This window comes from Salinibaculum rarum (assembly GCF_030505615.1).
In the GTDB taxonomy this organism is placed as follows: Archaea; Halobacteriota; Halobacteria; order Halobacteriales; family Haloarculaceae; genus Salinibaculum; species Salinibaculum rarum.
On the sequence record NZ_CP129992.1, the window covers coordinates 405,221 to 428,761 of the forward strand.

The following is a 23,541-nucleotide window of genomic DNA, read 5'->3' on the forward strand; positions in this document are numbered from 1 at the left end:
TTGCTGTAACTTTTTACCGGGACAACCGCACGTAATCGTGCAGTCGATCCGGTACGGGCTTACAGCAATCCGTATGAGTCAGAACGGCCCGCGCGCGACCAGCGTCGACATCACCGTCCGCTCGGCACGGCGGAGCAACTCGCCAGCCGTTCCCGTCGAGCAGTCGAGACGCTCGGCTACCTCGGCGAGGCCCGCCTGGCGGGTCGCGCTGTAATAGCCCGTGTCGACGGCCACCTCGACGGCCTCGAACTGCCGCTGTGTCAGTTCGAGGCGGCTGTCCAGCCGGCCGGACATATACTCGCCGACAGTCAGCACCTCGACGCCCATCGTCTCGGGCACCGACTCGACAGCCGCCTGTACCGCATCGGCCGGCCCGACAGCCGAGACGTGGACGCTCCCATCGGGGCGGTACGTGATAGGCAGGACCAGCAAGAGTCCGGACTGGGCGAACGCCTCCGAGAAGGCGCGGTCCTCACCGGCCAGTTGCTCCCGGACGTAGAGATAAAACGAGTCGTCGGCACAGACGCCGACTTCGAACGCCTGGACGGCACCGCGCTCGTCGAGTGTCGCCGCGAACGGGGCCGAAGGTCCCTCGACGTGAAACAACATCGCGTGGTCGTCGAGCGCGTACCGCTCGCGCGAGAGGAGCCGCGAGACGCCGTACTCGTCGTGCTCGACCAGAAACTGATGCATCGGGTTGCGCTCGGCCTCGGCTTGCTCGATTCGCACGTCCAGATAGCGCATCGGGTTCGCGTGAGGCCTCGGGGCGCTGCCACATAAGCCCCGGTGGGCCCGGAAACGAAAGTATCTCGGCCCGTCGCCGTCTCCCGTCGGTATGGACGTCGGTCTCGTCATCCTCGACGGGTGGGCGCTGAATCCCGACGAGGACGTACGCGATGCTATCGCTGCCGCACAGACACCGAACTTCGACCGACTCTGGCGCGACGGCGCCACCACGACCCTCGAGACACACGGCCGCCGGGTCGGCCTCCCCGAGGGACAGATGGGCAACAGCGAAGTCGGCCACCTCAATATCGGCGCGGGCCGCGTCGTCAAACAGGAATCGGCCCGCGTCAGCGACGCGATTGCCCGCTGGCGTGGCGAGTCACCGGAGGACGTCGACGACGACGACCGCCCTATCGACGAGAACGAAGCCATCGACGCGGCGTTCGAGTACGCCGATGACCACGACGGACAGGTCCACTTTCTCGGCCTCGTCTCCGACGGGGGCGTCCACTCCTACCAGTCACACCTCCACGCGCTCGTCGAACTCGCGGCCGAACGGGGCGTCGACGCAGTCACCCACGCCTTCACCGACGGCCGCGACACCGCCCCGAAAAGCGGCGCGGGCTATCTCGCCGACCTCCAGTCACACGTCGAAGCGTACGGCACCGGCGACGTGGCGACCGTCTCCGGGCGCTACTACGCGATGGACCGCGACGAAAACTGGGAGCGCACCCGCCGCGCCTACGATGCCATCGTCAACCGGGACGCCGACCACACCGCACCCACCGCTGTCGAGGCTGTCGAGGCGTCCTACGACCGGGGCGACACCGACGAGTTCCTCGAACCGACGCTCGTCGAGGGTGGCGCCGCCCTCGCCAACGGTGACGCGGCCGTCTTCGTGAACTTCCGCTCGGACCGTGCCCGACAGCTCACCCGGATGCTCGCGGACATTCGGTCGGATGCCTGGGCCTTCGAGACCAGCCCGCCCGAGATTCGGCTGGTGACGATGACCGAGTACGACGCCACGTTCGACCTCCCGGTAGCCTTCCCGCCGCGCGTCCCGAAGAACACGCTCGGCGAGGTGCTGGCCGACGCCGGAAAGACACAGCTCCGACTCGCGGAGACAGAGAAGTACGCTCACGTCACCTACTTCCTCAACGGCGGCCGCGAGGTGGAGTTCGACGGCGAAATCCGGCGCATCGTCGAGAGCCCGGACGTTCCCACCTACGACCGTCAGCCGGAGATGAGCGCGCCGGAGGTGACCGACACGGCCATAGACGTCATCGAAACGGACGACCCCGACGCGATGGTGCTCAACTACGCCAACCCGGACATGGTCGGCCACACCGGCGACTTCAAGGCCGCAATCGAGGCCGTCGAGGCCGTCGACGAACAACTGGGGCGACTCGTCGAGGCGATGGCGGCGGCGGGGGCACACGCACTGCTGACCGCCGACCACGGCAACGCCGACGACATGGGCACCGAAGAACAGCCCCAGACTGCACACACCACCAATCCGGTTCCGCTCATCTACCTCGCACCAGACGGGACAGCCGGGGGCCGGAGCGTCCGCGACGGCGGCACGCTCGCAGACATCGCGCCGACGATGCTGGCGCTTGCTGGCATCGAGAAACCGCCCGAGATGACCGGCGAGCCGCTGGTTGAGTGAGCCGTGCGCGCCTATCGCGTCGCCTACGACGGCGGCCCGTACTACGGCTTCCAGCGCCAGCCCGACGTTACGACCGTCGAAGATACAATCCTCGATGCACTCCGCGCGCTCGATGTCCTCGGCGACGACGAGGACACGCCGCCGGGGTATGCCGCCGCTGGGCGCACCGACGCCGGCGTCTCCGCGCGCGCCCAGACTATCGCCTTCGAGGCACCCGACTGGCTCACACCGGCGGCACTGAACAGCGAACTCCCGACAGACGTGCGGGCGTGGGCCAGCGCCGACGCGCCTGAGGACTTTCACGCGACCCACGACGCGACCAGTCGCACGTACACCTACTACCTGTACGCACCCGACGCGAGCGACAAGCGCGCTCGCGAGGCACTCGACGCCCTCGCCGGCGAACACGACTTTCACAATCTCACGCCCGACGAGGACGGCACCGTCCGGACGCTCTCGACAGAACTCGACCGCGACGGGCCGTTCCTCGTGGTCGAACTCACCGCAGGCGGGTTCGCCAGACAACTCGTCCGGCGGGCCGTCGCTGTCGTCGCGGAAATTGCACGCGGCGAGGCGACGCTTGACCGCGTCGAGACGGTCCTGAGCGAGCGAGCCCTGTCCGGTCCCGCCGGTGTCGCGCCTGCGCCACCCGAACCGCTCGTGTTGACGGACGTGCGCTACCCGGGGGTTCGCTTTGCCGTCGACGACGCGGCCGCTACGAGCGCTCGTGATGTCTTCGAGCAACGGCAGGTAGAACACGCCCGCCGAGCGCGCGTCGCCGACGTGCTGGCCGACTGCGGTGACGACACAGCGTAGCCGAGAGCGACCGACAGCAAAGGCTTACTTGCCGCCCAGCCTAACGCCATCGCATGAGTTCCGTCCCCGAGCGTGGCGACATCGACGAGCAGTACAAGTGGGACCTCGACTCGCTGTTTGCCAGCGACGAGGACTGGCAGACGGCCTTCGACGAGGCACGCGAGCAACTCGACGACCTCCGTGCCTACGAAGGGCGAGCGACCGAGGACGCCGCAACGCTCCGTGACCTGCTCGAAACGTACGAGGACGTGATGCGCCAGGTGAGCAACGTCAGCGCGTACGCCCGGATGCGCCGCGACGAGGACACCCGCGACGACGACGCACAGGCGATGGCGACCCGCGCCCAGTCGCTCGGCTCGGAAGCCGCGAGCGCCGCCTCCTTTCTCGAACCCGAACTCCAGGAACTGGACCGCGAGGACATCGAACAGATGCAAGCAGCAGAGCCGGCACTGGAGGCGTACGACCACTACGTCGACGACATCCTGCGGATGAAACCCCACACCCGGTCGGCGGAAGTCGAGAACCTACTGGCCGAACTCGGCGAGGTGACCGGCGCGTCGGGCGAAATCTACAACATGCTCGCCAACGCCGACATGGAGTTTCCGAGCGTCGAAGACCCCGACGGGGAGCCCCAGGCGATTACGCTGAACAACTTCACCACACTCCAGAAAAATCCCGACCGCGAGTTCCGCCAGCGCGTCTACGAGACGTTCTACGACGAGTGGGACGAGGTCCGCAACGCCGTCGGCACCGCCTATCGCAACAGCGTCAAGGCCGACGAGAAACTGGCTGGCGCACGCGACTACGACAGTTCCCGCGAGGCCGCGCTCGACGGGCCAAACATCCCGACAGACGTGTACGACACGCTCGTCGACACCGTCCGGGACAACCTCGACAAACTGCACCGCCACGCCGACCTGAAACGCGAGGTCACCGACGGCGATGACCTCGAGATGTGGGACCTCTACGTCCCACTGGTGACCGAAGAGAGTCCAGAGGTTCCCTACGAGGACGCCTGCGAGTACGTCACCGAGGCCGTCGCCCCGCTGGGGGAGGCCTACCAGTCCCGACTCGCCGAGGGACTCGACTCACGATGGGTCGACGTCTACGAGACGGAAGGCAAACAGTCGGGTGCCTACTCCGGGGGGACCTACGACTCCCAGCCGTATATCCTGATGAACTACCAGGACGACGTCGAGTCGATGTACACGCTGGCTCACGAGCTCGGCCACTCGATGCACTCTGAGCTTGCCAGCGACGCCCAGCCGTACGTCTACGCCGACTACACCATCTTCATCGCCGAAATCGCGAGCACGGTCAACGAGACGCTGTTGACCCACCACCTCCTGGAGACCGTCGAGGACGAACAACTGCGCCGTCACGTCCTCAACCAGTATCTCGAACGGTTCCGCTCGACGCTGTATCGCCAGACGATGTTCGCCGAGTTCGAACAGCGGACCCACGAGCTGAGCGAGGCCGGCGAGCCGCTGACGCCCGACCGGCTGGACGACCTCTATCGGGAACTGAAAGGCGACTACTACGAGCCAGCCGAGCTAGACGACCGTATCGCCCGCGAGTGGATGCGAATCCCGCACTTCTATCGTGCGTTCTACGTCTTCCAGTACGCGACCGGCATCTCCGCTGCAGTTGCCCTCGTCGAAAACATCCGCGAGGAAGGCGAGCCCGCCGCCGAACGCTACCGGAACTTCCTGGCGAGTGGCTCCCGGGGTTACCCGCTGGAACTGCTCGGTGACGCCGGCGTCGACATGACCGACCCCGAGACTATCCAGTCGGCACTCGACGTCTACGGCGACTCGCTCGACGAGTTCGAGCGACTGGTCTGAGACGAGGGAGGAATATTCTGACGCCTTTTCGAGGACGGAAAGTCGGTTCCGTTGCCGAAGGACCTATGTCTCCAGATGGCGAAGACACTATAATCAGATGTCGCGTAGTTCGTCGCTCCCCGAGCGCCCCCGACTGGACCTGGACCCCGAGATGAGCCAGGACGAGCAGTTGGAGGCACTCCAGGAACACTACAGAGAACTCGTCAGGGTACAGAACAAACTCGAAGAGCAACTCGGCTCCGCCGAGGAGCGCCGGACCGACCTCACCGAGCAGGTCGACCGGCTCGAACGGGAAAACGACACGCTGAAATCCTCCTCGCTGTACGTCGCCACGGCCGAGGAGATTACCGACGACGGCATCGTCGTCAAACAGCACGGCAACAACCAGGAAGTGCTGACTGAAGTGTCGCCGACGCTCCGGGAAGACCTCGAATCGGGCGACCGCGTCGCCATCAACGATTCCTTTGCCATTCAGACCATCCTCGACCCCGAAACCGACGCTCGGGCGCAGGCGATGGAAATCGACGCCAGCCCCGACGTGGACTACGACGACATCGGCGGTCTCGAAGACCAGATTCTCGAAGTCCGGGAAGCCGTCGAGGAACCGCTCGTCAACGCCCAGCAGTTCGAGGACGTGGGCATCGAACCCCCATCCGGTGTGCTCTTGCACGGCCCACCGGGGACGGGCAAGACGATGCTCGCGAAAGCCGTCGCGAACCAGACCGACGCCACGTTCATCAAGATGGCCGGGTCAGAGCTCGTCCGGAAGTTCATCGGGGAAGGCGCACGCCTCGTCCGGGACCTCTTCGAACTCGCCAGCGAGCGCGAACCCGCCGTCATCTTCATCGACGAAATCGACGCCATCGCCGCCAAGCGGACCGACTCGAAGACCAGCGGCGACGCCGAAGTCCAGCGGACGATGATGCAACTGCTCTCGGAGATGGACGGCTTCGAAGAGCGCGGCGAGATTCGAATTATCGCCGCGACCAACCGCTTCGACATGCTTGACCGTGCCATCCTCCGCCCGGGTCGGTTCGACCGCCTCATCGAAGTGCCCAACCCCGACTGGGACGGCCGCGAACGCATCCTCGAGATTCACACCGAGGAGATGGACCTCGCCGACGACGTGGACATGGCGACGCTCGCGACCGAGACCGAGGGCTTCTCCGGTGCGGAACTTGCCTCACTCGCGACCGAAGCGGGGATGTTCGCCATCCGCGACCAGCGCACGACCGTCGAGATGGCCGACTTCGAGAGTGCACTCCAGAAAGTCAGCGAGGACGAAGATACCGCGGGCCAGCCGATCGCGTTCGCCTAAATTTTTACTGCGTCGGGTCGCGGCGGCCGCGACCACTCCTTGCAAAAAATTAGTATAAAAACGACCTTCACGCTCGGCCTTCGGCCTCGCGTGAAGTGAACCGCGCGCCGCCGGCGCGCGGATGCTATCAATCGAAACACCGCAAAACGTAGTTAGTCTTCTTCGGTGGTCGTCTTGTCGACGTCTTTCTCGCCGAAGTAGATTTCTGCACCATCCTGTGCGACTTTCTCGGCGAGGACGGCACACTTGATACGCATCGCAGAGATGTCGACGCCGAGCATGTCGACGATGTCGTCGCGGTCCATCTCCTGGAGGTCGTCGATTTTCATGCCGGCGAGTTCCTGCGAGAGCATCGAGGCAGAGGCCTGCGAGATTGCACAACCGTCGCCGCGGAAGGCGACGCGTTCGATGGTCTCCTCGTCGTCGTCGAGGACGACATCCATCTCGATTGTGTCGCCACACATCGGGTTCTCGCCGGTGTGGGTGAACGTGGGGTCCTCGAGTTCCCCGTAGTTGCGGGGATTCTTGTAGTGGTCGAGGATTTGCTGCCGGTACATATCCGAGCCACCGATTCCCATGATTGGACACAGATACGGCCGGCGAACCGAAAAGAGTTCCGAGGGAGATGTTCGCACAACGGTAGAGTTTAGTTGGGCGATTTGGTACGGACAGTCAGCGGGCCCGTAGCTCAGTCTGGTTAGAGCCCCCGGCTCATAACCGGGTATGCGATGGTTCAAATCCGTCCGGGCCCATTGGATTTTGCGACGAGTAAGCACGAAGAGCAAATCGTACGCCCGGCAGTGTGCCCCACGAAACAGGTCGATGTAGCAATGATTATTATTTTCTACCGTCTGAGTTAATACATGAGCGTCGTCAGTGTCTCGATGCCCGAAGAGTTACTCGAACGAATCGACCAGTTCGCGGACGACCACGGATACACAGGCCGAAGCGAAGTCGTCCGGGAGGCGAGTCGGAATCTGCTGGGCGAGTTCGAGGACAAGAAACTCGAAGGGCGTGACCTGATGGGCGTGGTCACGGTCCTGTTCGACTACGAGACGACGAGTGTCGAGGAGAAGATGATGCACCTTCGCCACGAACACGAGGGCATCGTCGCCTCGAATTTCCACAGCCACGTCGGGGGCCACCACTGTATGGAACTGTTCGTTCTCGAAGGGTCCCTCGAAGAGATTTCGACGTTCGTCGGGAAGATTCGCGCGACGAAAGACACGCTCACAATCGACTACTCGGTGCTTCCGGTCGACGACTTCGGCCCGCTCGCAGATATGGACTGACGTGGGCGAGGGACAGAGCGCGTCGGGGCCGATAATGGCCAACGAGACCGGGTGGAGCCAAACGCCCTTTGCCGTCCACGGCGTCTCTACCCCATGGGCGACCCAGCCTGCTACCGGAACTACTGTCCGGACTGTGACGCGGAAGTGACAATCGTCGACGGGACCTGCCCTGACTGTGGCGCCGACCTCGACGAATCAAACGAGTTCCAGTAACTCACTCGGCTTCGTCGGCTTCCAGTATCTCGATTACAACGTCGGTTTCGGCGACGCCGAGGCGGGCAAACTGCGTGCGGAGGTGGTCTTTCGCGGCTTCGATGGCCTGGTCGCGGTCCTCAAACCCCTTCGGAAGCGGTTCCTCGAAGGCAATCCGGAGTTCGCGGTCGCCGACCTGCTGGACCTGACCACCGCTCTCGACCTCGTAGAAACCATCACAGACCCAGGTAAACGGCGCAGATTCGTCGGGTGCACCCCGATAGGAAGGCGGTCGGTCGTCGCGCTCGTAGAGCGTCCCCGTCAGGGCGGTCCCGCCAGCCTGCCCGCGAATGAGCAACATGGCCTGACGTACGCGATGCGTGGACAAAAAGCCACGCAGGGACAGAGAATCGCCAGTCGACACACCACTTTCGCTCCGGTGGGGAAACGCGTTAGTGGCCCGGCGTCGTTGTCCCGGCCATGTCTGACCTCGAGGATTTCACCGACTTCGACGGCGGAGGTGGCGACACCGCCGACGACAGTGACAGCGACACCGACAGCACAGCCAGCGACGCCGATACGCCACCCTCGTCGGCCGACAAGGCCGACGACTTTGCCTCGTTCGATGCCGAACCGGCCGGTGTAGACCGTGGCATCGGCGTTCTCTCGGCCTCGGATGGCCTCCGTATCGACGAGGAGAGCGACGAGACACGACTGCGGGCGTACATCACCGTCGGCAACCGCTCGGACGTACGCATCGGGACCTACCTGCTCGCGCCCTATCCCGACGGCGAACGGCTCTTCTGTCGAATAACGGGTCTTGAGTACGCACAGGAGTACCGAGCCGACGACGCGACGGAGATTCACGCTCGCCGCGCGATGCGCTCTGCCGGCATCGACGAGCAGGACTTCAAACTGATGGCGACGCTGGAACCGGTGGCGGTGCTCTATTCTGACGACGGCGACCTCAAACGGCGGATGACCGACCGCGTCCCGAAACCGGAGACGGTCGTGGCGACGGCCGACGACAAGGCCGATATCAAGACGGGGCTGAAGATGCCCGGCGACGGCGTCTTTCTGGGCCATCTCGCGGTCGGTGGGGAAAAGGTCAAGACCGCCGCACAGCCCCCGACCATCGACTATCGACTCAAGGACAACTACACCGACGGGGACCCGCTGGTCTTCCGGCACACGCTCGTCGCCGGTGGGACGGGGTCGGGGAAGACCCACGGCGCGAAGAACATGCTCCGGCAGTATCTCGCCGACGAGCGGACCTATCCCGTCGAGACGGGTGGGGACCGCGAGGTCCAGACCGCCGTCGTGCAGTTCGACCCCCAGGACGAGTACGCCCAGATGCACGACGACAACCCCGACCTGGATTCGGACTTTGCCCGCCGACTCGACCGGGAGGGCGTCGCCCACGGCGGCCACGACGACACCGTCGCGTTCGTCCCGAAAGTCGGCGACTCCACCTACGCGGCCAGCCACCACCGCGCCGAGCAGGTCGAGTTTACGATTCCCTTCTCGCTGGTCCACTCGAACCCGTGGCTCATCGCCGGCAGCGGCCTCAACGACAACCAGTACAACGCCTTGGTCAACGTCCTCCTCAAGCGCTTCAAGAAAGAACGTGGCCGCGACGGGACCTACCAGCAGTTCATGTCCTTCCTCGACGACCCGGCGCTCAAGGAGGAACTCGACGAGACGGGACGTGTCCATGAGGCCACGTTCGACGCTGTCCGCCGGCGTGCGCGTGGTTTCGGGGCCATCTTCGACCAGGACGCCAAACCGATTACCGAGCGTATCCACGAGTTCGTCCGACCGGGCGGGCTGACGGTCGTTCCGACCTACCATATCAACGACACTCGCGCCACCGAGACGGTGGTGCTCGCGCTCTCCTCGCTTCTGGTCGACGAGAAACTCTCGAACGACCCGCAGTTTTCCCGCATCAAGGAGACGCCGGTCGTGCTGGGGATGGACGAGGCCCACAACTTCCTGACCGACGCAGACAGCGTCCAGGCTCGGAAGGTCATCGGGAAGTTCACCGACGCCGCAAAGCAGGGCCGAAAGGAGCGACTCGGGCTCTTTCTCATCACGCAGGACCCACAGGACATCGCCGACCCCGTGTTCAAGCAGATTAACACCACTATCGTGTTGAATCTCGGTGACGAGGACGCCATTTCGGCGGTGAACATCCCGAGCAATCTGGAGTCGAAGGTGCCCTACATGGAGAAAGGGCAGATGGTGGTCTACTCGCCGGACAACTCCGAGCCGGTCGAGCTCATCGGACTCTCGAAGTGTGTCACGAAACACGGGAGAGACTGAGCTGAATCTCTGATTCGGCGAGGGTTGTCCCAGCTCTGGGACAGGACTGAGTAGAATAATTGGCAAACCGGAGCCGAAGCTTCTTGGCGGACGGCGATGCAGTATCGGTCATGATAGACCGCATTCTGGTTCCCATCGACGGCTCGGCACAAGCCGAGGAAGCCTGCGAGCTGGTGTTCGAGGAGTTCCCCGACGCGACGCTGGTACTGCTACACGTCATCAACCCTGCCGAGGCCAGTTACGGCGCTCAAGCGTCGATTCCGAGCTTCTCCGAGGAGTGGTACAGAGAGGAGAAACGCCGAGCGGAGGAACTCTTCGAAGACATCGAACAGCAAGCAAGCGACCACGGCATCGAGGTCGAACACACCGTCGAGGTCGGCAAGCCGCCACACGCCATTGCTGCCTTCGCAGAAGAACACGACATCGACCACATCGTGATGGGGAGTCACGGCCGCGAGGGCGTCTCACGAATCCTGCTTGGCAGCGTCGCCGAGACGGTTATGCGGCGCTCACCGGTGCCGGTGACGGTGGTACGGTAGTGGACGGAACGGTGGGAGCGGTGGCCGCGAACGCGTTTTATCGCGTGAGCCGGGGAAGGGCAGGCCTGCTGTGCGGCGGCGGTGCGGTAGGCAACTACGATAGCATCTCCGAGCGCTCTACCGAGCGCAAGCGGCCTTTTTCGCCCACGTTTTTCGAGGAGTGGTCCGGTGCGCACCGAAGGTGCGCCCGAGTCCCGACGATGAAAAAGGTGGTCTAGAAGATATTCGCCTGCTGATACACCGACAGCCCCTCGTTGGTAATCTCGTAGGGTTTCATCTCGCGGGAGTGGTTGGCGTTCCGTATCTTCTGGATTTCGACGGCCAGACGCGTCTCGCGGGCCTCGCCGCGGATATACTGGAGGACAAAGACTGCGTCGGTGAGATACTCGATGATACCGTGTCGCGAAGCGTAGGGGTTCGACTCGCTGGCTTCGCTGGTCAGGAAAGTGGTCACGCCGGCATCTTTCAGCGAGCGGGTGAAATCGAACACTTCGGTCCGGCGCTTGGCCGGGTCGTCGTACATCATCTCCAGTAGCGACACGGAGTCGAGGACGAGACGGTCCGCATCGAAGTCCTTGATGAGTTGCGGGAGTTCCGCGCGGATGTTGTCGAGGCTGTTTGCCATCTCGACGGGGTCTAAGTCGACGACAGCGAGTTTGTCCTCAGCCTCGTACTTGTCGAATTCCCAGCCCCACTCGTTTGCAGTATCGATGATAGAGTCGTGGCTCTGTTCGAGCGTGATGAACACCGCGTTTTCGCCCTGCTGGAGGCCGTGATAGAGGAATTGGAGTCCGAACGTGGTCTTTCCGCTCCCGGCAGAGCCGACGGTAACTATCAGATGGCGCTCCGGAACGCCACCCTGAATCATGTTGTCGAGTCCTTCGATACCGAGGTCGATACGCGGGATGTCGGAGTCGAGTTCCTCGTCGGAAAACTCCTCGTCGCCGCCTGACTCGAACGCGCTCCCGAAATCGTCGTCGAACAGGTTCTCATCGTCGCCCCCGCCGAAGGGGCCGTCACCATCGTCGCCAGTATCGTCGCCCCCACCGAATGGCCCGTCACCGTCATCACCAGTCTCGTCGCCGAACGGGCTGCCGTCACCATCGCTGGTCTCACCACCAAAGGGACCACGGTCGCCGTCGCTACCGGCGTCAGTGTCGTCACCAAAGGGACCACCGTCGCCGCCGTCGTCAGCAGCACCACCGAACGGCCCACTGTCACCGTCGCCGGTATCGTCGCCGAACGGGTCGGTGCTCTCCGATTCTGCCTCGTCGACCGTTCCGTCGGCGTCGTCCTCGGAGTCGTCGTCACCCTCTCGGAGCGCCCGCTCGAACCAGTCGTCGTCTTCCTGGTCTTCGCTCACAACTGCACCCTCCGACCAGCACTGCGCATACCCGTGAATTAGCCTGCCAACTGATTAACTTTGCCCGGTCGGTGTCCGCGGCGGCCGCCGAGCGGGCAGTATATGAGTGTGGCCGCGCAATCCTCCGCCGATGAGAGTGGGTATCGTCGGACAGCGCGGCAACACCCGCGCCATCTCGCTGGTGGAAGACATCTGTGACCGACTGCACCGCGATGCCGTCGAAGTGGTCGTCGACGAATCGACCCACGAGGCGTTCCAGCGTGGCAACGTCTGGCACGAGAACGGCGCCGGCGAGACGCCGATACCCGAGAGCCGCCCTGTCGAAGAGTTCGACGACTGTGACCTGGCGGTCAGCATCGGTGGCGACGGAACCTTCCTCTTTACCGCCCGCGGCGCCGGGACGACGCCGATTATGGGCGTCAACCTCGGCGAAGTCGGCTTTCTAAACGCCGTCCCGCCCGAACAGGCCGTCGAGAGCGTCTCCGAGGCCGTCGAGCAGATTCGCACCGAGGGCGACCAGCTCCGGAAGATGCCGCGCCTCTCGGCCAGTTCCGACGCGTGGACGCTCCCAGCGGCGCTCAACGAAGTCGTCGTCCAGGGCCCACAACGCGGCCACGGTAACGGCCTCAGCATCGAAGTCCGCGTCGACGGGTCGCTGTACACCAGCGGCCACGCCGACGGCGTCCTCGTCGCGACGGCAACAGGGAGCACAGCCTACAACCTCAGCGAGAGCGGCCCAATCGTCCACCCGGACGTCTCCGGGTTTATCGTCACCGAGATGTGTGGCGAAGAGGCGATGCCGCCCCTGGTCGTCGATACCGACAGCACGGTGACGGTGCGCGTCGACAACGCCGAGACTGCGGTGGCTGTCAGCGACGGCCGGGTCGAACGGTCGGTCACCCCGCCGGCGGAGATTCGACTCGAGCGTGCCGGAACGCCGGTGTATATCGCGGGGCCACCGCTGGATTTCTTTACCGCGCTGGGAAAATTAGAGTAAGTCTGTGCGTTCGTCGGACCTTAGCTCGTCGAGTAGACGATCGGCGACGCGACGAGGAGTCCGAGACCGAGCATCTTGTACTGGAGAACGCTGCCGAGCAGGTGTGCCCCACTGGCATTGACCGTGAGCATCTGCCCCGGCAGTATCAACAGGAGCAGACCGAACACCAGCGTGTGCAGCGTCGTCACCTTCCGTGATTTGAGCGGTATCGTCGCCAGCAGACCCAGTACGAACAAGGCGAGCACCGCGTCTCCCGTGTTGTACTGCAGCAAGAAGCTGTCGACGACCTGAAGCGGTGGCGCGAGCATCCTTGTTCGGAAGTCACTCTGTGCGAATCTTTAAACTTCCGTTCCAGCGCGCCGGCAGGTGTGGAAAGAACACACACTTATTACGGTCGGGAATCAGACTGTTCATTGTGTCATCGGGGAGCGACCAGGCGACCGTACTCGTCGTCGACGACGAAGAGGAAGTCGCCGACGTGTACGCCCTGCGGTTGCGAAACGAGTACGAGACTCGAACCGCGTACGGCGGGCAGGACGCACTGGAACAGATCGACGACGATGTCGATGTTGTCCTGCTCGACCGGCGGATGCCCGACGTCGCTGGCGACGACGTCCTCGCTGGAATCCGCGCCGAGGGGTACGACTGCAAAGTCATCATGCTGACCGCAGTCGACCCCGGGACGGACATTCTGGAGATGGAGTTCGACGACTATCTCTGCAAGCCCGTCGAGAAGGCCGACCTCGTCGCCGCCATCGACCAGCAACTACAGGTCCAGCAGTACGACGACCGCCTCACGGAGTATTTCGAGGTCACGTCGAAGCTCACCCTCCTCGAAGCCGAACTCTCGCCACAGGAACTCGAAGAAAGCGACGAACTACAGGAGCTTGCAGCCCGCGCCGACCGGCTCAAAACGGAGATAGACGAGAGCCTAGACGAGTTCGAGGACATCCAGACGGCCTTCGACAAAATCGCCAGACACCCCGGCTAGGAGCCGTCACCCCTCGTTTTCGACGGTCGTGTACAGCACGTAGCCACGGGTCGACTCGCCGCGAGCGACTGCGACCGTCCGCACACGGAAGCGACGAGTCCCGGCCGGCGTTTCACAGGACAGGACCGTCTCGATTGACTCCCCCTGCGTCACCGCCGCGACGATGTCGCTTGTCCGCTCGGCGGTCATCAGCGCGTCGGCGAGTGCCGCGTTCTCGACGGCCTGCCCGTCGACGCCGAACGTCTCCTCGAAGGCCGGATTTGCCGCGCGGACGACCGGTCCCTCGCCGCTGTCGTCGACGTACAGCACCGGGTCCGGGTTCTCTTCGAAGAGGTCGACAGGCTGTGGGTCGGGGACGCCAGTGTCGCGACCGGTCGACTCGACGGTCACCGTATCCGGTGTTTCGGCGGCCGTCTCACCGACGACGAACAGGCGCGCAACCGCGCCCAGGCCGCCGCCCGCAGCGAGGCCAAACCCGACAGCGATTGTCGTCGCAGCGGGCACGGTCAGCGTCGCGACGGCGTAGCCAAAGCCCCCGCCGACGAGTGCAGCGGCGAAAATCCAGAGCAACTGGCTACGGAGACCGACGTCATCGTCTGCCGAGCCCATCATCACCCGAACCATTACACGCCGCTCTTTTAACTGTATAGCTTCCCGGCCCCCGAATATAACTTCCTGCTTACCCAACGGGAGGGCAGGTTGGCATCTTCCAGTTCCGGTCACTCCGTCGTTCTCGTCGTCGACGACGAGGAGGCGATTGCAGACACGTACACGCTCCACCTCGAGAGTCACTACGAGGTCCGAACCGCCTACGGCGGGACGGAAGCACTCGAGAAACTCGACGAGGATGTCGACGCAGTCGTGCTCGACCGACGGATGCCGGACCTCCACGGCGACGACGTCCTCGAAGCGATTCGCGACCGCGGGTATACCTGCACGGTCATCATGGCGACGGCCGTCGGCCCCGACCTGAATATCCTCGAGATGGACTTCGACGACTACCTCTGTAAGCCAATCGACCGGGAGACACTCCTCGAGACACTGGAGACACACCTCGACAGCGAGGCGAGTGGCGACCTGGAGACGTTCTTTCGTCTCGTCTCGAAACGCTCCGTCCTCGAAGCCGAGCAGACCCGGGCAGAACTCGAAGACAGCGACGAGTACGCGCGGCTACAGACGCGGATAGACGACCTCGAGGCAGAACTTCGGGAGCGAATCGACGGGTTCGACGACGTCATCGCTACTCACCGCGACATCGGCCGCGGGTCCTGACGCGACGGACGCGGTAGCGACCACTGCTTGTCACCACCCATCGGCGCGACTGTCACGCTGTTGTTCGATGTTGTGAATCTCGCGGACGATGTCGCCGAAGTGACGCGTGATGTCGGTCATCGTCACGATGCCGACGATGTCGAGCCCGTCCAGCACGGGCAGTTTCTTCACCTGTTCGTCGCTCATCCGCTGGACTGCACTCCGAACGGCCCTGGTCGGTTCGGTCGTGACAAGCGGCTGTGACATGACGGTCGCGACGTCGATGCCGTCGAACGGTTCCCCAGAGACGTACCCGGCGTGCAGGGCATCCGTCTCGGTGACGATACCGGTCGGGTCGCCGCCCTCGGTGACGATGACGCTCCCGACGCGGTGTTCGAGCATCTGCTCGACGGCGTCCCGGAGCGTTCCCTCGGTGGGGACGGTGACGATGTCCGTCTCCATCACGTCTTCGACGAGCATACCAGACCAACGCCGGAGGTGGTGAAGAATCCACCGCCCCCACGAGATACTCTCAGTTGTTGATAATTCCCCGGCGAGATATACGTCAGCCAGCCGTAGTTACAGCCGGAGGGACACGAAAATGTACCAGACAATCCTCCTCCCGACAGACGGGAGCGAGCAAAGCGAGCGAGCCGAACAGAAGGCGCTCGAGATGGCCGAGCAGACCGGCGCGGACCTGCACGCCCTCCACGTCATCGACACGCGGCACATGAGCGAACCGGCACTGAGCTCGATGGAACTGGTCACAGACGAGGCCGAAGACCGCGCGATGGAGCTGCTGGAAGACATCTTCGAGACCAGCGAAAAGCGCGGCATCGACGTCACCTCCCGGTGTTGTCACGGCGTCCCACACGAGGAGATTCTCGCCTACGCCGACGAAGTCGACGCGGACCTCATCGTGATGGGGTATCGCGGCCACACCCACGACCAGAAGATGGGCAGTGTGGTCAATCGGGTGCTCAACGACACCGACCGGGAAGTCCTCACGGTCTGACAGCGTCCCGCGTCGAATCGGCCCGTGTCTCCAGACAGGGCGGTTCCGGTAGAATTGGGGGAGAGCGGCGAGCGGACCACTGTTTTTTCGCGGTCGCCCAAAGCGCAACCGCTACTACGCTCCCCCCGCTAGCGCGGGCGTGGACGACACCGTCGAGTGGCTCCGCGGCCGGCCGTACTACGAGGGGCAGATTGCCGACCACCGCGTGCGCGAGGGGCGCGAGGCCGCCTTCCGGGAGCTAGACCTCGACCAGCGGGTCGCGAGTGCGCTCGCCGACGCGGGTATCGACCGCCTCTACGCCCACCAGGCCGACGCCATCGAGGCCGTCCGGAACGGCGACAACGTCGTCCTGGCAACCCAGACAGCGAGCGGGAAGAGTCTCGCGTACACCGTCCCCGCCTTCGAGCGGGCGATGGCTGATTTCGGAACGACGCTGTATATCGGCCCACAGGTCGCACTCATCAACGACCAGGAAGAGACGCTCACTTCGCTGGCGAATGGCCTCGGCTTTGGCTCGCGGGTCACCGTCGACCGCTACACCGGGCAGCTCTCCCGCACCGAAAAGGAGAGTGTCAGAGAACGCCAGCCGACGGTCCTGCTGACGACGCCGGACATGCTTCATTACGGCATTCTGCCCCACGCCCACCGGCTATGGGAGTGGTTCATCGAGCGACTCCAGACGGTCGTCGTCGACGAGGTGCACGCCTACCGCGGCGTGTTCGGCAGTCAGGTGTCACTCGTGCTCCGACGGCTGAATCGGGTCTGTGAGCGGTTCGGCACCGGTGACGAGTCACACTCGTCATCTCGGGAGATGCCGTCTCCCGGCAACCCGCAGTACGTCTGCTGTTCGGCGACTATCGGCAACCCCCGCGACCACGCCGCCCGCGTCACCGGCCAGTCGCCCGACTCCTATGCACTCGTCGACACCGACGAGAGCGCCACCGGCCCGACTCACTGGCTGGTCTGGAATCCGCCCGAGTACAGCGGCGACGGGTGGGGAACCGGCCGCCGGAAGTCCAGTCACGTCGAGACCAAGCAACTCTTCGTCGACCTCGTCGCCCGCGGCCTCCAGACGGCCGTCTTCACCGACTCCCGCCAGACCGTCGAGCGCTACGCCACCGAGAGCGCCGGGGACCTCCGGGAACGTGGCCACGGTGAGCTTGCCAACAACATCGGGGCGTACCAGGCCGCACTCACCGACCAGCGCCGGACCGACATCGAGGCGGGGCTCCACGACGGGTCGCTCCGCGGCGTGTGGACGACCAGCGCGCTCGAACTCGGGGTGGACGTGGGCGGCCTCGACGCAGTCTTGCTCGATGGCTATCCCGGCACGCGGATGCAGACCTTCCAGCGCGCTGGCCGGGCGGGCCGGGGCGAGGACCCGAGTCTCGTCGCGCTCGTCACCGGCGAGGACCAACTCGACCAGTTCGTCGCGCGAAATCCCGGCGAACTGTTCGACGAGCAGCCAGAGCAGGCGGTCACAAACCCCGAGAACGACCACCTGTTGCCAGCACACGTTCGCGCGGCCGCCAGCGAGACGTGGCTCCGCCCCGACGACGACCGCCACTTCGGGGGGACGTTTCCGGACGTCGTCGCTGACCTCGAATCGGCTGGGCAACTGGAGCGACGCACGACCGACGCCGGCACCCGCTGGCTCGACAGCGGCGACGGCAGTCCCCAACACGAGATGAGCCTCCGGACGGCCGCCGACCGTGAGGTCCAGTTGCGGACCCGCGACGGCGACACCATCGGGACGCTCCCGTTCGACGACGCGCTCCGGGACGCCCATCCCGGCGCGATTTACCACCACCAGGGAACCACCTACGAGGTCGTCGACCTGGACTTGCGCCACGACGTTGCGGAGTTAGACCGCACCTGGGCGGACTACTTCACACGGGTGCGCCACGACAAGACCATCACCGTCGAGGAGGATTTAGACGAGCGAGCCCTCGCCGCGCGCTCGGACGTGACCGTTCGCTTCGCGACGGTGACCATGCGCAAACAGATTACGGGCTTCGAGCGCCGCGACAGCAAGAGCGGCGAGTTACTCGGCGAGCGCTCACTCGACTTACCCGAGACGACCCTGGAGACGCGCGCACTGTATTATACGCTGCCGACCGAGTTACATTCGAAACTGGCCGAGCGCGGCGACTTCGCCGGCGGCATCCACGCCGCGGAACACGCCATGATTGCGACCCTGCCATTTCGAGTGCTGTGTGACCGCCGGGACATCGGCGGACTCTCGACGCCGTTGCACCCCCACACCGACCGCAGCACCATCTTCATCTACGACGGGTATCCGGGCGGTGTCGGACTGGCACGCCAGGGCTACGAGGACATCGACGACCTGGCGGCGACGACACTCGACCTCGTGTCGGCCTGTGACTGTGCGGACGGCTGTCCGGCCTGCGTGCAGTCACCCCACTGTGGCAACGCAAACGACCCGCTCGATAAGGGCGTGGCCCGAGCGTTGCTGACGGCGCTGGTCGAGGGACACCTGCCGGCGTGACTACCGAACGTCCAGGCCGCGAATCTCGAATCGTGAGCCGCCGGCTTCGCTGTCCGTGACGGTGATAGTGCCGCCGTGTGCCTCGACAATCTGCTGGACGATAGAGAGCCCGAACCCGGTCCCGTCCGCGTCGGTGGTGTAGCCGTGCTCGAACACCTTCCCGCAGTCGTCCTCTGGGATGCCGGGACCGTCGTCTTCGACGTAGAAGCCGCGACCGTCGGCCAGCGGCCCGACACGGACCATGACCGAGCTATCGCCGTGTTCCATACCGTCATCGGCCTGTGAGCGACTGTCCGTGGGGCTGTGTTCCACGCTATCGTCGGACTGCGTCCGACTGTCCGTGGAACTGTGTTCCACGCTATTCCGAAAGAGATTCTCCAGGAGACGCTGGAGACGGGTGGCATCGCCGACGACAGTCACTGGCCCGTCGATGACGAGGTCAGCGCCGGCCGTCCCGACAGTCTCCCACGCCTGCTGGGAAATCGTCGCCAGGTCGACTGGGTCGGCGTCGACGACCCCGCTCCCGAGTTGTGCCAGTGTGAGCACGTCGTCGATGAGTTCGTCCATCCGGGTGAGTGCCTCGTCGACGTTCTCGACGTATTCGCTGGCGCAGTTATCGGCGACGAGTTCGAGATTCGCCGTGGCGACGTTCAGCGGGTTTCGGAGGTCGTGCGAGACGATACTGGCAAACTCCTCCAGTCGGTTGCGCTCCCGCAGAACCGTCTCGCGTTGCTGTTTTTGCTCGCGTTCGTAACTGACCCAGTTGGCCAGCAACTCCACCAGCGTCACCTGCCACTGCGAGAACGTCTCCGCTTTACTCTCCGGGCCGTAAAAACAGAACGTGCCTGTCACCTCACCGTCGACGATTACCGGCGCGCCCAGATAACACGACAGTCCGAGTTCGATGTTCCCTTGCCGGTCCCGAAGGTCGGCTGGCGCACACGCCAGGTCCTCGATGACGAGCGTCTCCTCGGCGGTCACGGCACGCTCGCACGTCGTCCAGCTCAGCGGCACTCGGTCGCCGGCCGACAGTTCGTCGGTGTCCTCGCCACGCCGGACCACCTCGAAGACGTACTCGTCACCGTCGATTCTCGACAGCGAGCCGTAGGCCGTTCCCAGTTCCTCGCGCCCGATTTCCAGCAGTTCGCCGACCTTCTGTTCGAACGAGCGGTCTTTGTCGGCAGTGACCCGATGGATGCGGGTGAGAATCGATTCGCGCCGCTTGAGTCGCTGTTCGGACGCCTTTCTCTGGGTAACGTCTGTGAAATACACAGAGAGCCCCGCCGAGGAGGGGTAGGCCCTGACCTCGAACCAGCGGCCCAGCGGGTCGTAATACTCCTCGAAAGTGACCGCCTCCTGAGTCTCCATCGCTTCGATGAACTTCTCGTGGAACGGCGTGTCGACGGCGGCAGGGATGACATCCCAGAGACGCTTCCCGTGGAGGTTCACTCTCCGGTCGCGCTCGTCCGACGGCATCGCGTCGTGGAGTATCTCCTGTGCCCGGTCGTTGAGGTACGTAATCCGCCAGTCGGTGTCGAGAACGTAGAAGGCGTCGGTCACCCGGTCGAGCGACTGGAGTCGGTCCCGGTGGCGCCCGACCGTCCCGGTGACCGTCTCGACCAGCGACTTGGCGTCGCCGTCCGACGGATGGTACCCATCGATGCCGGCTTCGATAGCCTCACTTGCCAGCCGTTCGCTTCCCGACTGGGGGGCCAGAATGACGGGGACGTCCGGACGGAGGTCACGAACCGTCCCCAGCAGGTCGAACCCATCGCCGTCTGGCAGGTCCCACGCAGTGACGACACAGTCGACGGTGGCCGATTCCAGGCAGTCCACAACAGTTGCCAGTCCCGCTTCGGTGGCCACCTCGAACTCGTCGTCGAGCGACGAGACAATCTCGTCTGTCGTCCCGACACAGAGGACGCGGCGGGGGCTATCCGTCTCACTCATCTGTGCAGACGTACACCGACCACACCAGTGTAGCTTTCGGCACCATCGTTTGAATCGGTCCAGAGCTAGAACATTCGACTCACTCGGCTGTCACCACTCCGGTAGCGGCCGCGTTGCAATCTGCTCGCGGAGTCGCGCGACGTCCGTGGCGTCCGCGCCGGTCGAGAACTGGCGCATGACCGCATAGACCTCCTCGCGGCTGATTTTGACGCCACCCTCGGTGAAGACATCGCGGGGTCGCTGTCTGAGTTCGCGTATCGTCCCGACCGCGAGCAGGTAGGGAACTGCCCAGGCCGCGAGCGTGTTCCCGCGGCGCTCGGGCATCGCTTCCAGCCACGCCTGGCCGCCGTCGAGATACCCCGCCGCGTGGTCGGTGACACGCTCGACAACCGACGCGAGCGCGTCGACGGACCGGCCGGTGCCGATGTCCTCGGGGGAGACGCCCGCATCCGCGAGCCACTCGTCGGGCAGGTAGACGTTGTTCTCCTCCTCGTAGTCGACGGCAACGTCCTTGGCGACGTTGACCAACTGGAGCAACAGCGAGAACGCCCGCGCGTTCTCGTCGAGTCGGTCGGCCACCGCCGGGTCGGCGTCCTGGCTGACGAGGTTCGTCACGAGCGTGCCCACGGTCCCGGCCGCATACCAGCAGTACTCTTCGAGTTCCTCGATAGTCTGGATGCGGAGACCGCCCTCTTCAGCGTAGCGGTCGACGAACATCGCCATTCCGTCGACGAGTTCCCGGACCGGCGGGCGGATGCGCTCGCGTGCGTCCGCGTCGAGATGGTAGAACGTCGAGAGCACGCGGTCGGTGTTTTCGACCACCCGCCAGTCGGCGTTGGGGTCGTCGGGAATCCACTTCTTTGCGCTTCGCTGGAAGGCCGTCCCATCGGCGTCGGTGTCGCCATCGAGTGCGTTGCGATACGACCGCAAGAGTTGTGCCTTCTCGGCCGGCGGAATACGGTCGTCGTCCTCGATAGTGTCTGCGACCCGACAGACGAGATAGCCCACACAGATGTCGCGGGCCATCGGCTCGTCGAGCTCGGCGATGGTGATAGCGAACGTGCGCGAGACGTCCTGTACGGCGTCGTAACACCATTCGAGGTTGCTTTCGGACTGGCTGTGCGGAGTCATCCTGCGACCACCGCGGTGTGTGTCTGCTGGCGGAGGCTCATCGTCACTTGCCCCCACTATGTCCTGCGGCAATATAATAGCGGGCGTTCGACACATCCCCCGCGAGGCTGTTTTATCCGTCCCGACCCAACCGAAACTGTGCCCGACGACCTCCCGACCGACGTGGTGACAGTTATCACACAGCTATGTGGCGAGACCCGGCGTGCGCTGGCCGCCGGCGAGTACGACACCGCGCGGGCGACCACCGACACCATGGCCCGCGTCGCGACGAACAAACTCCCCGAGGGCCACCACCGCGAGACCGTGCGCCACGCCTGCGACCGCATCACGACGCTCCTCGACGACGACCCCGAAATCGAGGCCGCGATTGGCTACGTCGACGCACTCGAACGCTCGTTTCCGACGGTCGAGTGAGTCGGGTCGTCGACGGCACGCTGCAGTGGAAACTGAGGGGCAGTCGGTACGTAGCGGTCAAACAACCAGCCACAACTCTCCACGGAGAACGAGCATCCGCGCGAACGAAGTGAGCGCGGTTCACCGCGAGCGCTCTACCGGGCGCGAGCGGTGTCCACGCGAGCAACGCGAGCGTGGGCTCGCGGGAGCTTGCTCCCGCGGTGTTTTTCCCCAAGTTTTTGCAAGGAGGGTGCGCCCGCGGCGAAGTCGTTCGAAAGGCGCGGCGCCTTTCGTGATGACGAGAGAGCTAGCTCTCTCGGACCACCGCGGTGCGACACCCGACGCAACAAAAAGTGGTAGTGGGCCAACGCGGATTGTGAACTACGCGAAGACGGTCGCTCGCTGCGCTCGCGCTGCGACTTCTCTCGTTCAAATCCGCTCGGATCGAGTTTTGCGACGCTCACGGCTCACGTTCGTTCGCAGTTCGGTCGCAAAACATGGGCCAACGCGGATTTGAACCGCGAACCTCCCGGTTATCAGCCGAGCGCTCAACCTGATTGAGCTATTGGCCCGAACGCATCAGGGTGTATCCGACAGGTACTGTTAAGCGTTACTCTTCGGTCGGACCACGGGACGGTGACTCACTCCCGTCCGTCGTCGACGTCGTAGGAGTCCTCGTCCATATCGTAGGTGTCGCCGCTGGAACCCGACCCCGGCCCAGGACCGCCCTGCACGTCCGCTGTGCCTCCGTCGTTGGGAAACCCGTCGATGTAGACGTTCCCGGTGACGAACCCGCGGGATTTCGCGTCCGCGTAGGGGACGACGACCCACTTCTTGACCGCCAGCCGGATGGGATAGCGCGTGACCGGAATCACGAGCAGGAATCCCAGGAGGTCAGTTAACAGTCCGGGCGTGAGCAGGAACGCACCCGAGACCAGCAGGAGGGCGCCGTCGAGGAGTTCGTCGGCGGGCAGTTCCCCGCGAGCGGTCTTCTGTTGTATCTTCCGGAGGGTCTGTCTGCCCTGCGCACGGACCAGCAGCATGCCGACGAACGCGGTCAAAACGACCAGCAAGACGATAAGCTGCCAGCCGACGTACGTCGAGAGAACCACCAACAGCAGCATCTCGAGCAGCGGAATGAGCAACAGGACCCCGATGATACGGAGCATACCTACGATAGAAACTCCGCCCCCAAACCCTTTTCGAGCCAGATGGCGGAATCG

General features: G+C 64.3%; 23 protein-coding genes and 2 tRNA genes. 14 read left to right on the forward strand and 11 right to left on the reverse strand.

The window, feature by feature from the left end; genetic code table 11:
- Positions 1-78: 78 nt before the first annotated feature.
- Complete coding sequence (locus tag QYL91_RS02285) at positions 79-744, reverse strand: helix-turn-helix domain-containing protein (RefSeq protein ID WP_302081765.1); 666 nt, start codon at positions 742-744, stop codon at positions 79-81.
- A gap of 91 nt (positions 745-835) precedes the next feature.
- Between QYL91_RS02285 and gpmI the strand changes: the two genes are divergently transcribed.
- From gpmI to pan2, 4 genes are all read left to right on the forward strand, one after another.
- Entirely contained in the window at positions 836-2,395 is a 1,560-nt protein-coding gene (gene gpmI / locus QYL91_RS02290; RefSeq protein WP_302081766.1) for a 2,3-bisphosphoglycerate-independent phosphoglycerate mutase, read from the forward strand.
- A gap of 3 nt (positions 2,396-2,398) precedes the next feature.
- Positions 2,399-3,211: a tRNA pseudouridine(38-40) synthase TruA gene (gene truA, locus QYL91_RS02295; RefSeq protein ID WP_302081767.1), complete on the forward strand. Its 813-nt coding sequence runs from the start codon at positions 2,399-2,401 to the stop codon at positions 3,209-3,211.
- A 53-nt stretch (positions 3,212-3,264) separates the two neighbouring features.
- Positions 3,265-5,055, forward strand: a complete 1,791-nt coding sequence (gene pepF, locus QYL91_RS02300; protein WP_302081768.1) for an oligoendopeptidase F — start codon at positions 3,265-3,267, stop codon at positions 5,053-5,055.
- 97 nt (positions 5,056-5,152) lie between these two features.
- A complete protein-coding gene (pan2, locus tag QYL91_RS02305) occupies positions 5,153-6,373 on the forward strand; it encodes a proteasome-activating nucleotidase Pan2 (RefSeq protein ID WP_302081769.1) in 1,221 nt (406 codons plus the stop codon).
- Positions 6,374-6,525: 152 nt separating this feature from the next.
- Here pan2 and sufU read toward each other — a convergent pair whose 3' ends face one another.
- On the reverse strand, positions 6,526-6,951 hold the full coding sequence (gene sufU, locus QYL91_RS02310) for a Fe-S cluster assembly sulfur transfer protein SufU (protein ID WP_302081770.1): 426 nt from the start codon (positions 6,949-6,951) through the stop codon (positions 6,526-6,528).
- A gap of 99 nt (positions 6,952-7,050) precedes the next feature.
- Between sufU and QYL91_RS02315 the strand changes: the two genes are divergently transcribed.
- Both QYL91_RS02315 and QYL91_RS02320 read left to right on the forward strand, forming a co-directional pair.
- Positions 7,051-7,125: transfer RNA gene (locus QYL91_RS02315), tRNA-Ile, on the forward strand.
- Positions 7,126-7,236: 111 nt separating this feature from the next.
- Positions 7,237-7,665 carry a CopG family ribbon-helix-helix protein gene (locus QYL91_RS02320; protein WP_302081771.1) on the forward strand — a complete coding sequence of 143 codons (429 nt, stop codon included), beginning with the start codon at positions 7,237-7,239 and terminating at the stop codon, positions 7,663-7,665.
- A gap of 214 nt (positions 7,666-7,879) precedes the next feature.
- On the opposite strand, the gene QYL91_RS02325 is transcribed toward QYL91_RS02320, so the two are convergent.
- A complete protein-coding gene (locus QYL91_RS02325) occupies positions 7,880-8,218 on the reverse strand; it encodes a DUF7113 family protein (protein WP_302081772.1) in 339 nt (112 codons plus the stop codon).
- Between the two features lie 119 nt (positions 8,219-8,337).
- Between QYL91_RS02325 and QYL91_RS02330 the strand changes: the two genes are divergently transcribed.
- Positions 8,338-10,179, forward strand: a complete 1,842-nt coding sequence (locus QYL91_RS02330) for an ATP-binding protein (RefSeq protein ID WP_302081773.1) — start codon at positions 8,338-8,340, stop codon at positions 10,177-10,179.
- A 110-nt stretch (positions 10,180-10,289) separates the two neighbouring features.
- On the forward strand, positions 10,290-10,718 hold the full coding sequence (locus QYL91_RS02335; RefSeq protein ID WP_302081774.1) for a universal stress protein: 429 nt from the start codon (positions 10,290-10,292) through the stop codon (positions 10,716-10,718).
- Between the two features lie 214 nt (positions 10,719-10,932).
- Here the strand turns inward: QYL91_RS02335 and QYL91_RS02340 are convergent, their stop codons facing one another.
- Entirely contained in the window at positions 10,933-12,081 is a 1,149-nt protein-coding gene (locus tag QYL91_RS02340) for a KaiC domain-containing protein (RefSeq protein ID WP_302081775.1), read from the reverse strand.
- Between the two features lie 130 nt (positions 12,082-12,211).
- Here QYL91_RS02340 and QYL91_RS02345 point away from each other — a divergent pair, with 130 nt between their 5' ends.
- Entirely contained in the window at positions 12,212-13,078 is an 867-nt protein-coding gene (locus QYL91_RS02345) for an NAD(+)/NADH kinase (protein ID WP_302081776.1), read from the forward strand.
- A 20-nt stretch (positions 13,079-13,098) separates the two neighbouring features.
- On the opposite strand, the gene QYL91_RS02350 is transcribed toward QYL91_RS02345, so the two are convergent.
- On the reverse strand, positions 13,099-13,386 hold the full coding sequence (locus QYL91_RS02350) for a DUF8006 family protein (RefSeq protein WP_302081777.1): 288 nt from the start codon (positions 13,384-13,386) through the stop codon (positions 13,099-13,101).
- A gap of 107 nt (positions 13,387-13,493) precedes the next feature.
- On the opposite strand from QYL91_RS02350, the gene QYL91_RS02355 reads away from it, so the two are divergent.
- On the forward strand, positions 13,494-14,069 hold the full coding sequence (locus tag QYL91_RS02355) for a response regulator transcription factor (RefSeq protein ID WP_302081778.1): 576 nt from the start codon (positions 13,494-13,496) through the stop codon (positions 14,067-14,069).
- Positions 14,070-14,075: 6 nt separating this feature from the next.
- Here QYL91_RS02355 and QYL91_RS02360 read toward each other — a convergent pair whose 3' ends face one another.
- Entirely contained in the window at positions 14,076-14,681 is a 606-nt protein-coding gene (locus QYL91_RS02360; protein WP_302081779.1) for a PAS domain-containing protein, read from the reverse strand.
- 87 nt (positions 14,682-14,768) lie between these two features.
- Here QYL91_RS02360 and QYL91_RS02365 point away from each other — a divergent pair, with 87 nt between their 5' ends.
- Positions 14,769-15,341, forward strand: a complete 573-nt coding sequence (locus QYL91_RS02365) for a response regulator transcription factor (RefSeq protein ID WP_302081780.1) — start codon at positions 14,769-14,771, stop codon at positions 15,339-15,341.
- Positions 15,342-15,371: 30 nt separating this feature from the next.
- Here QYL91_RS02365 and QYL91_RS02370 read toward each other — a convergent pair whose 3' ends face one another.
- Positions 15,372-15,800 (reverse strand): CBS domain-containing protein, encoded by a 429-nt coding sequence (locus QYL91_RS02370; RefSeq protein ID WP_302081781.1) that lies wholly within the window; start codon positions 15,798-15,800, stop codon positions 15,372-15,374.
- 121 nt (positions 15,801-15,921) lie between these two features.
- Between QYL91_RS02370 and QYL91_RS02375 the strand changes: the two genes are divergently transcribed.
- On the forward strand, positions 15,922-16,335 hold the full coding sequence (locus QYL91_RS02375) for a universal stress protein (RefSeq protein ID WP_302081782.1): 414 nt from the start codon (positions 15,922-15,924) through the stop codon (positions 16,333-16,335).
- Positions 16,336-16,474: 139 nt separating this feature from the next.
- Positions 16,475-18,844 carry a DEAD/DEAH box helicase gene (locus QYL91_RS02380; protein WP_302081783.1) on the forward strand — a complete coding sequence of 790 codons (2,370 nt, stop codon included), beginning with the start codon at positions 16,475-16,477 and terminating at the stop codon, positions 18,842-18,844.
- Here QYL91_RS02380 and QYL91_RS02385 read toward each other — a convergent pair whose 3' ends face one another.
- Positions 18,845-20,794, reverse strand: a complete 1,950-nt coding sequence (locus QYL91_RS02385) for a hybrid sensor histidine kinase/response regulator (protein ID WP_302081784.1) — start codon at positions 20,792-20,794, stop codon at positions 18,845-18,847.
- 90 nt (positions 20,795-20,884) lie between these two features.
- Positions 20,885-21,925 (reverse strand): phytoene/squalene synthase family protein, encoded by a 1,041-nt coding sequence (locus QYL91_RS02390; protein WP_302081785.1) that lies wholly within the window; start codon positions 21,923-21,925, stop codon positions 20,885-20,887.
- Between the two features lie 138 nt (positions 21,926-22,063).
- On the opposite strand from QYL91_RS02390, the gene QYL91_RS02395 reads away from it, so the two are divergent.
- A complete protein-coding gene (locus tag QYL91_RS02395) occupies positions 22,064-22,339 on the forward strand; it encodes a DUF8101 family protein (protein ID WP_302081786.1) in 276 nt (91 codons plus the stop codon).
- Positions 22,340-22,816: 477 nt separating this feature from the next.
- Here QYL91_RS02395 and QYL91_RS02400 read toward each other — a convergent pair.
- Together QYL91_RS02400 and QYL91_RS02405 are read right to left on the reverse strand one after the other, a co-directional pair.
- Positions 22,817-22,890, reverse strand: a tRNA-Ile gene (locus tag QYL91_RS02400).
- A gap of 69 nt (positions 22,891-22,959) precedes the next feature.
- Complete coding sequence (locus tag QYL91_RS02405) at positions 22,960-23,487, reverse strand: FxsA family protein (RefSeq protein ID WP_302081787.1); 528 nt, start codon at positions 23,485-23,487, stop codon at positions 22,960-22,962.
- Between the last annotated feature and the right edge of the window lie 54 nt (positions 23,488-23,541).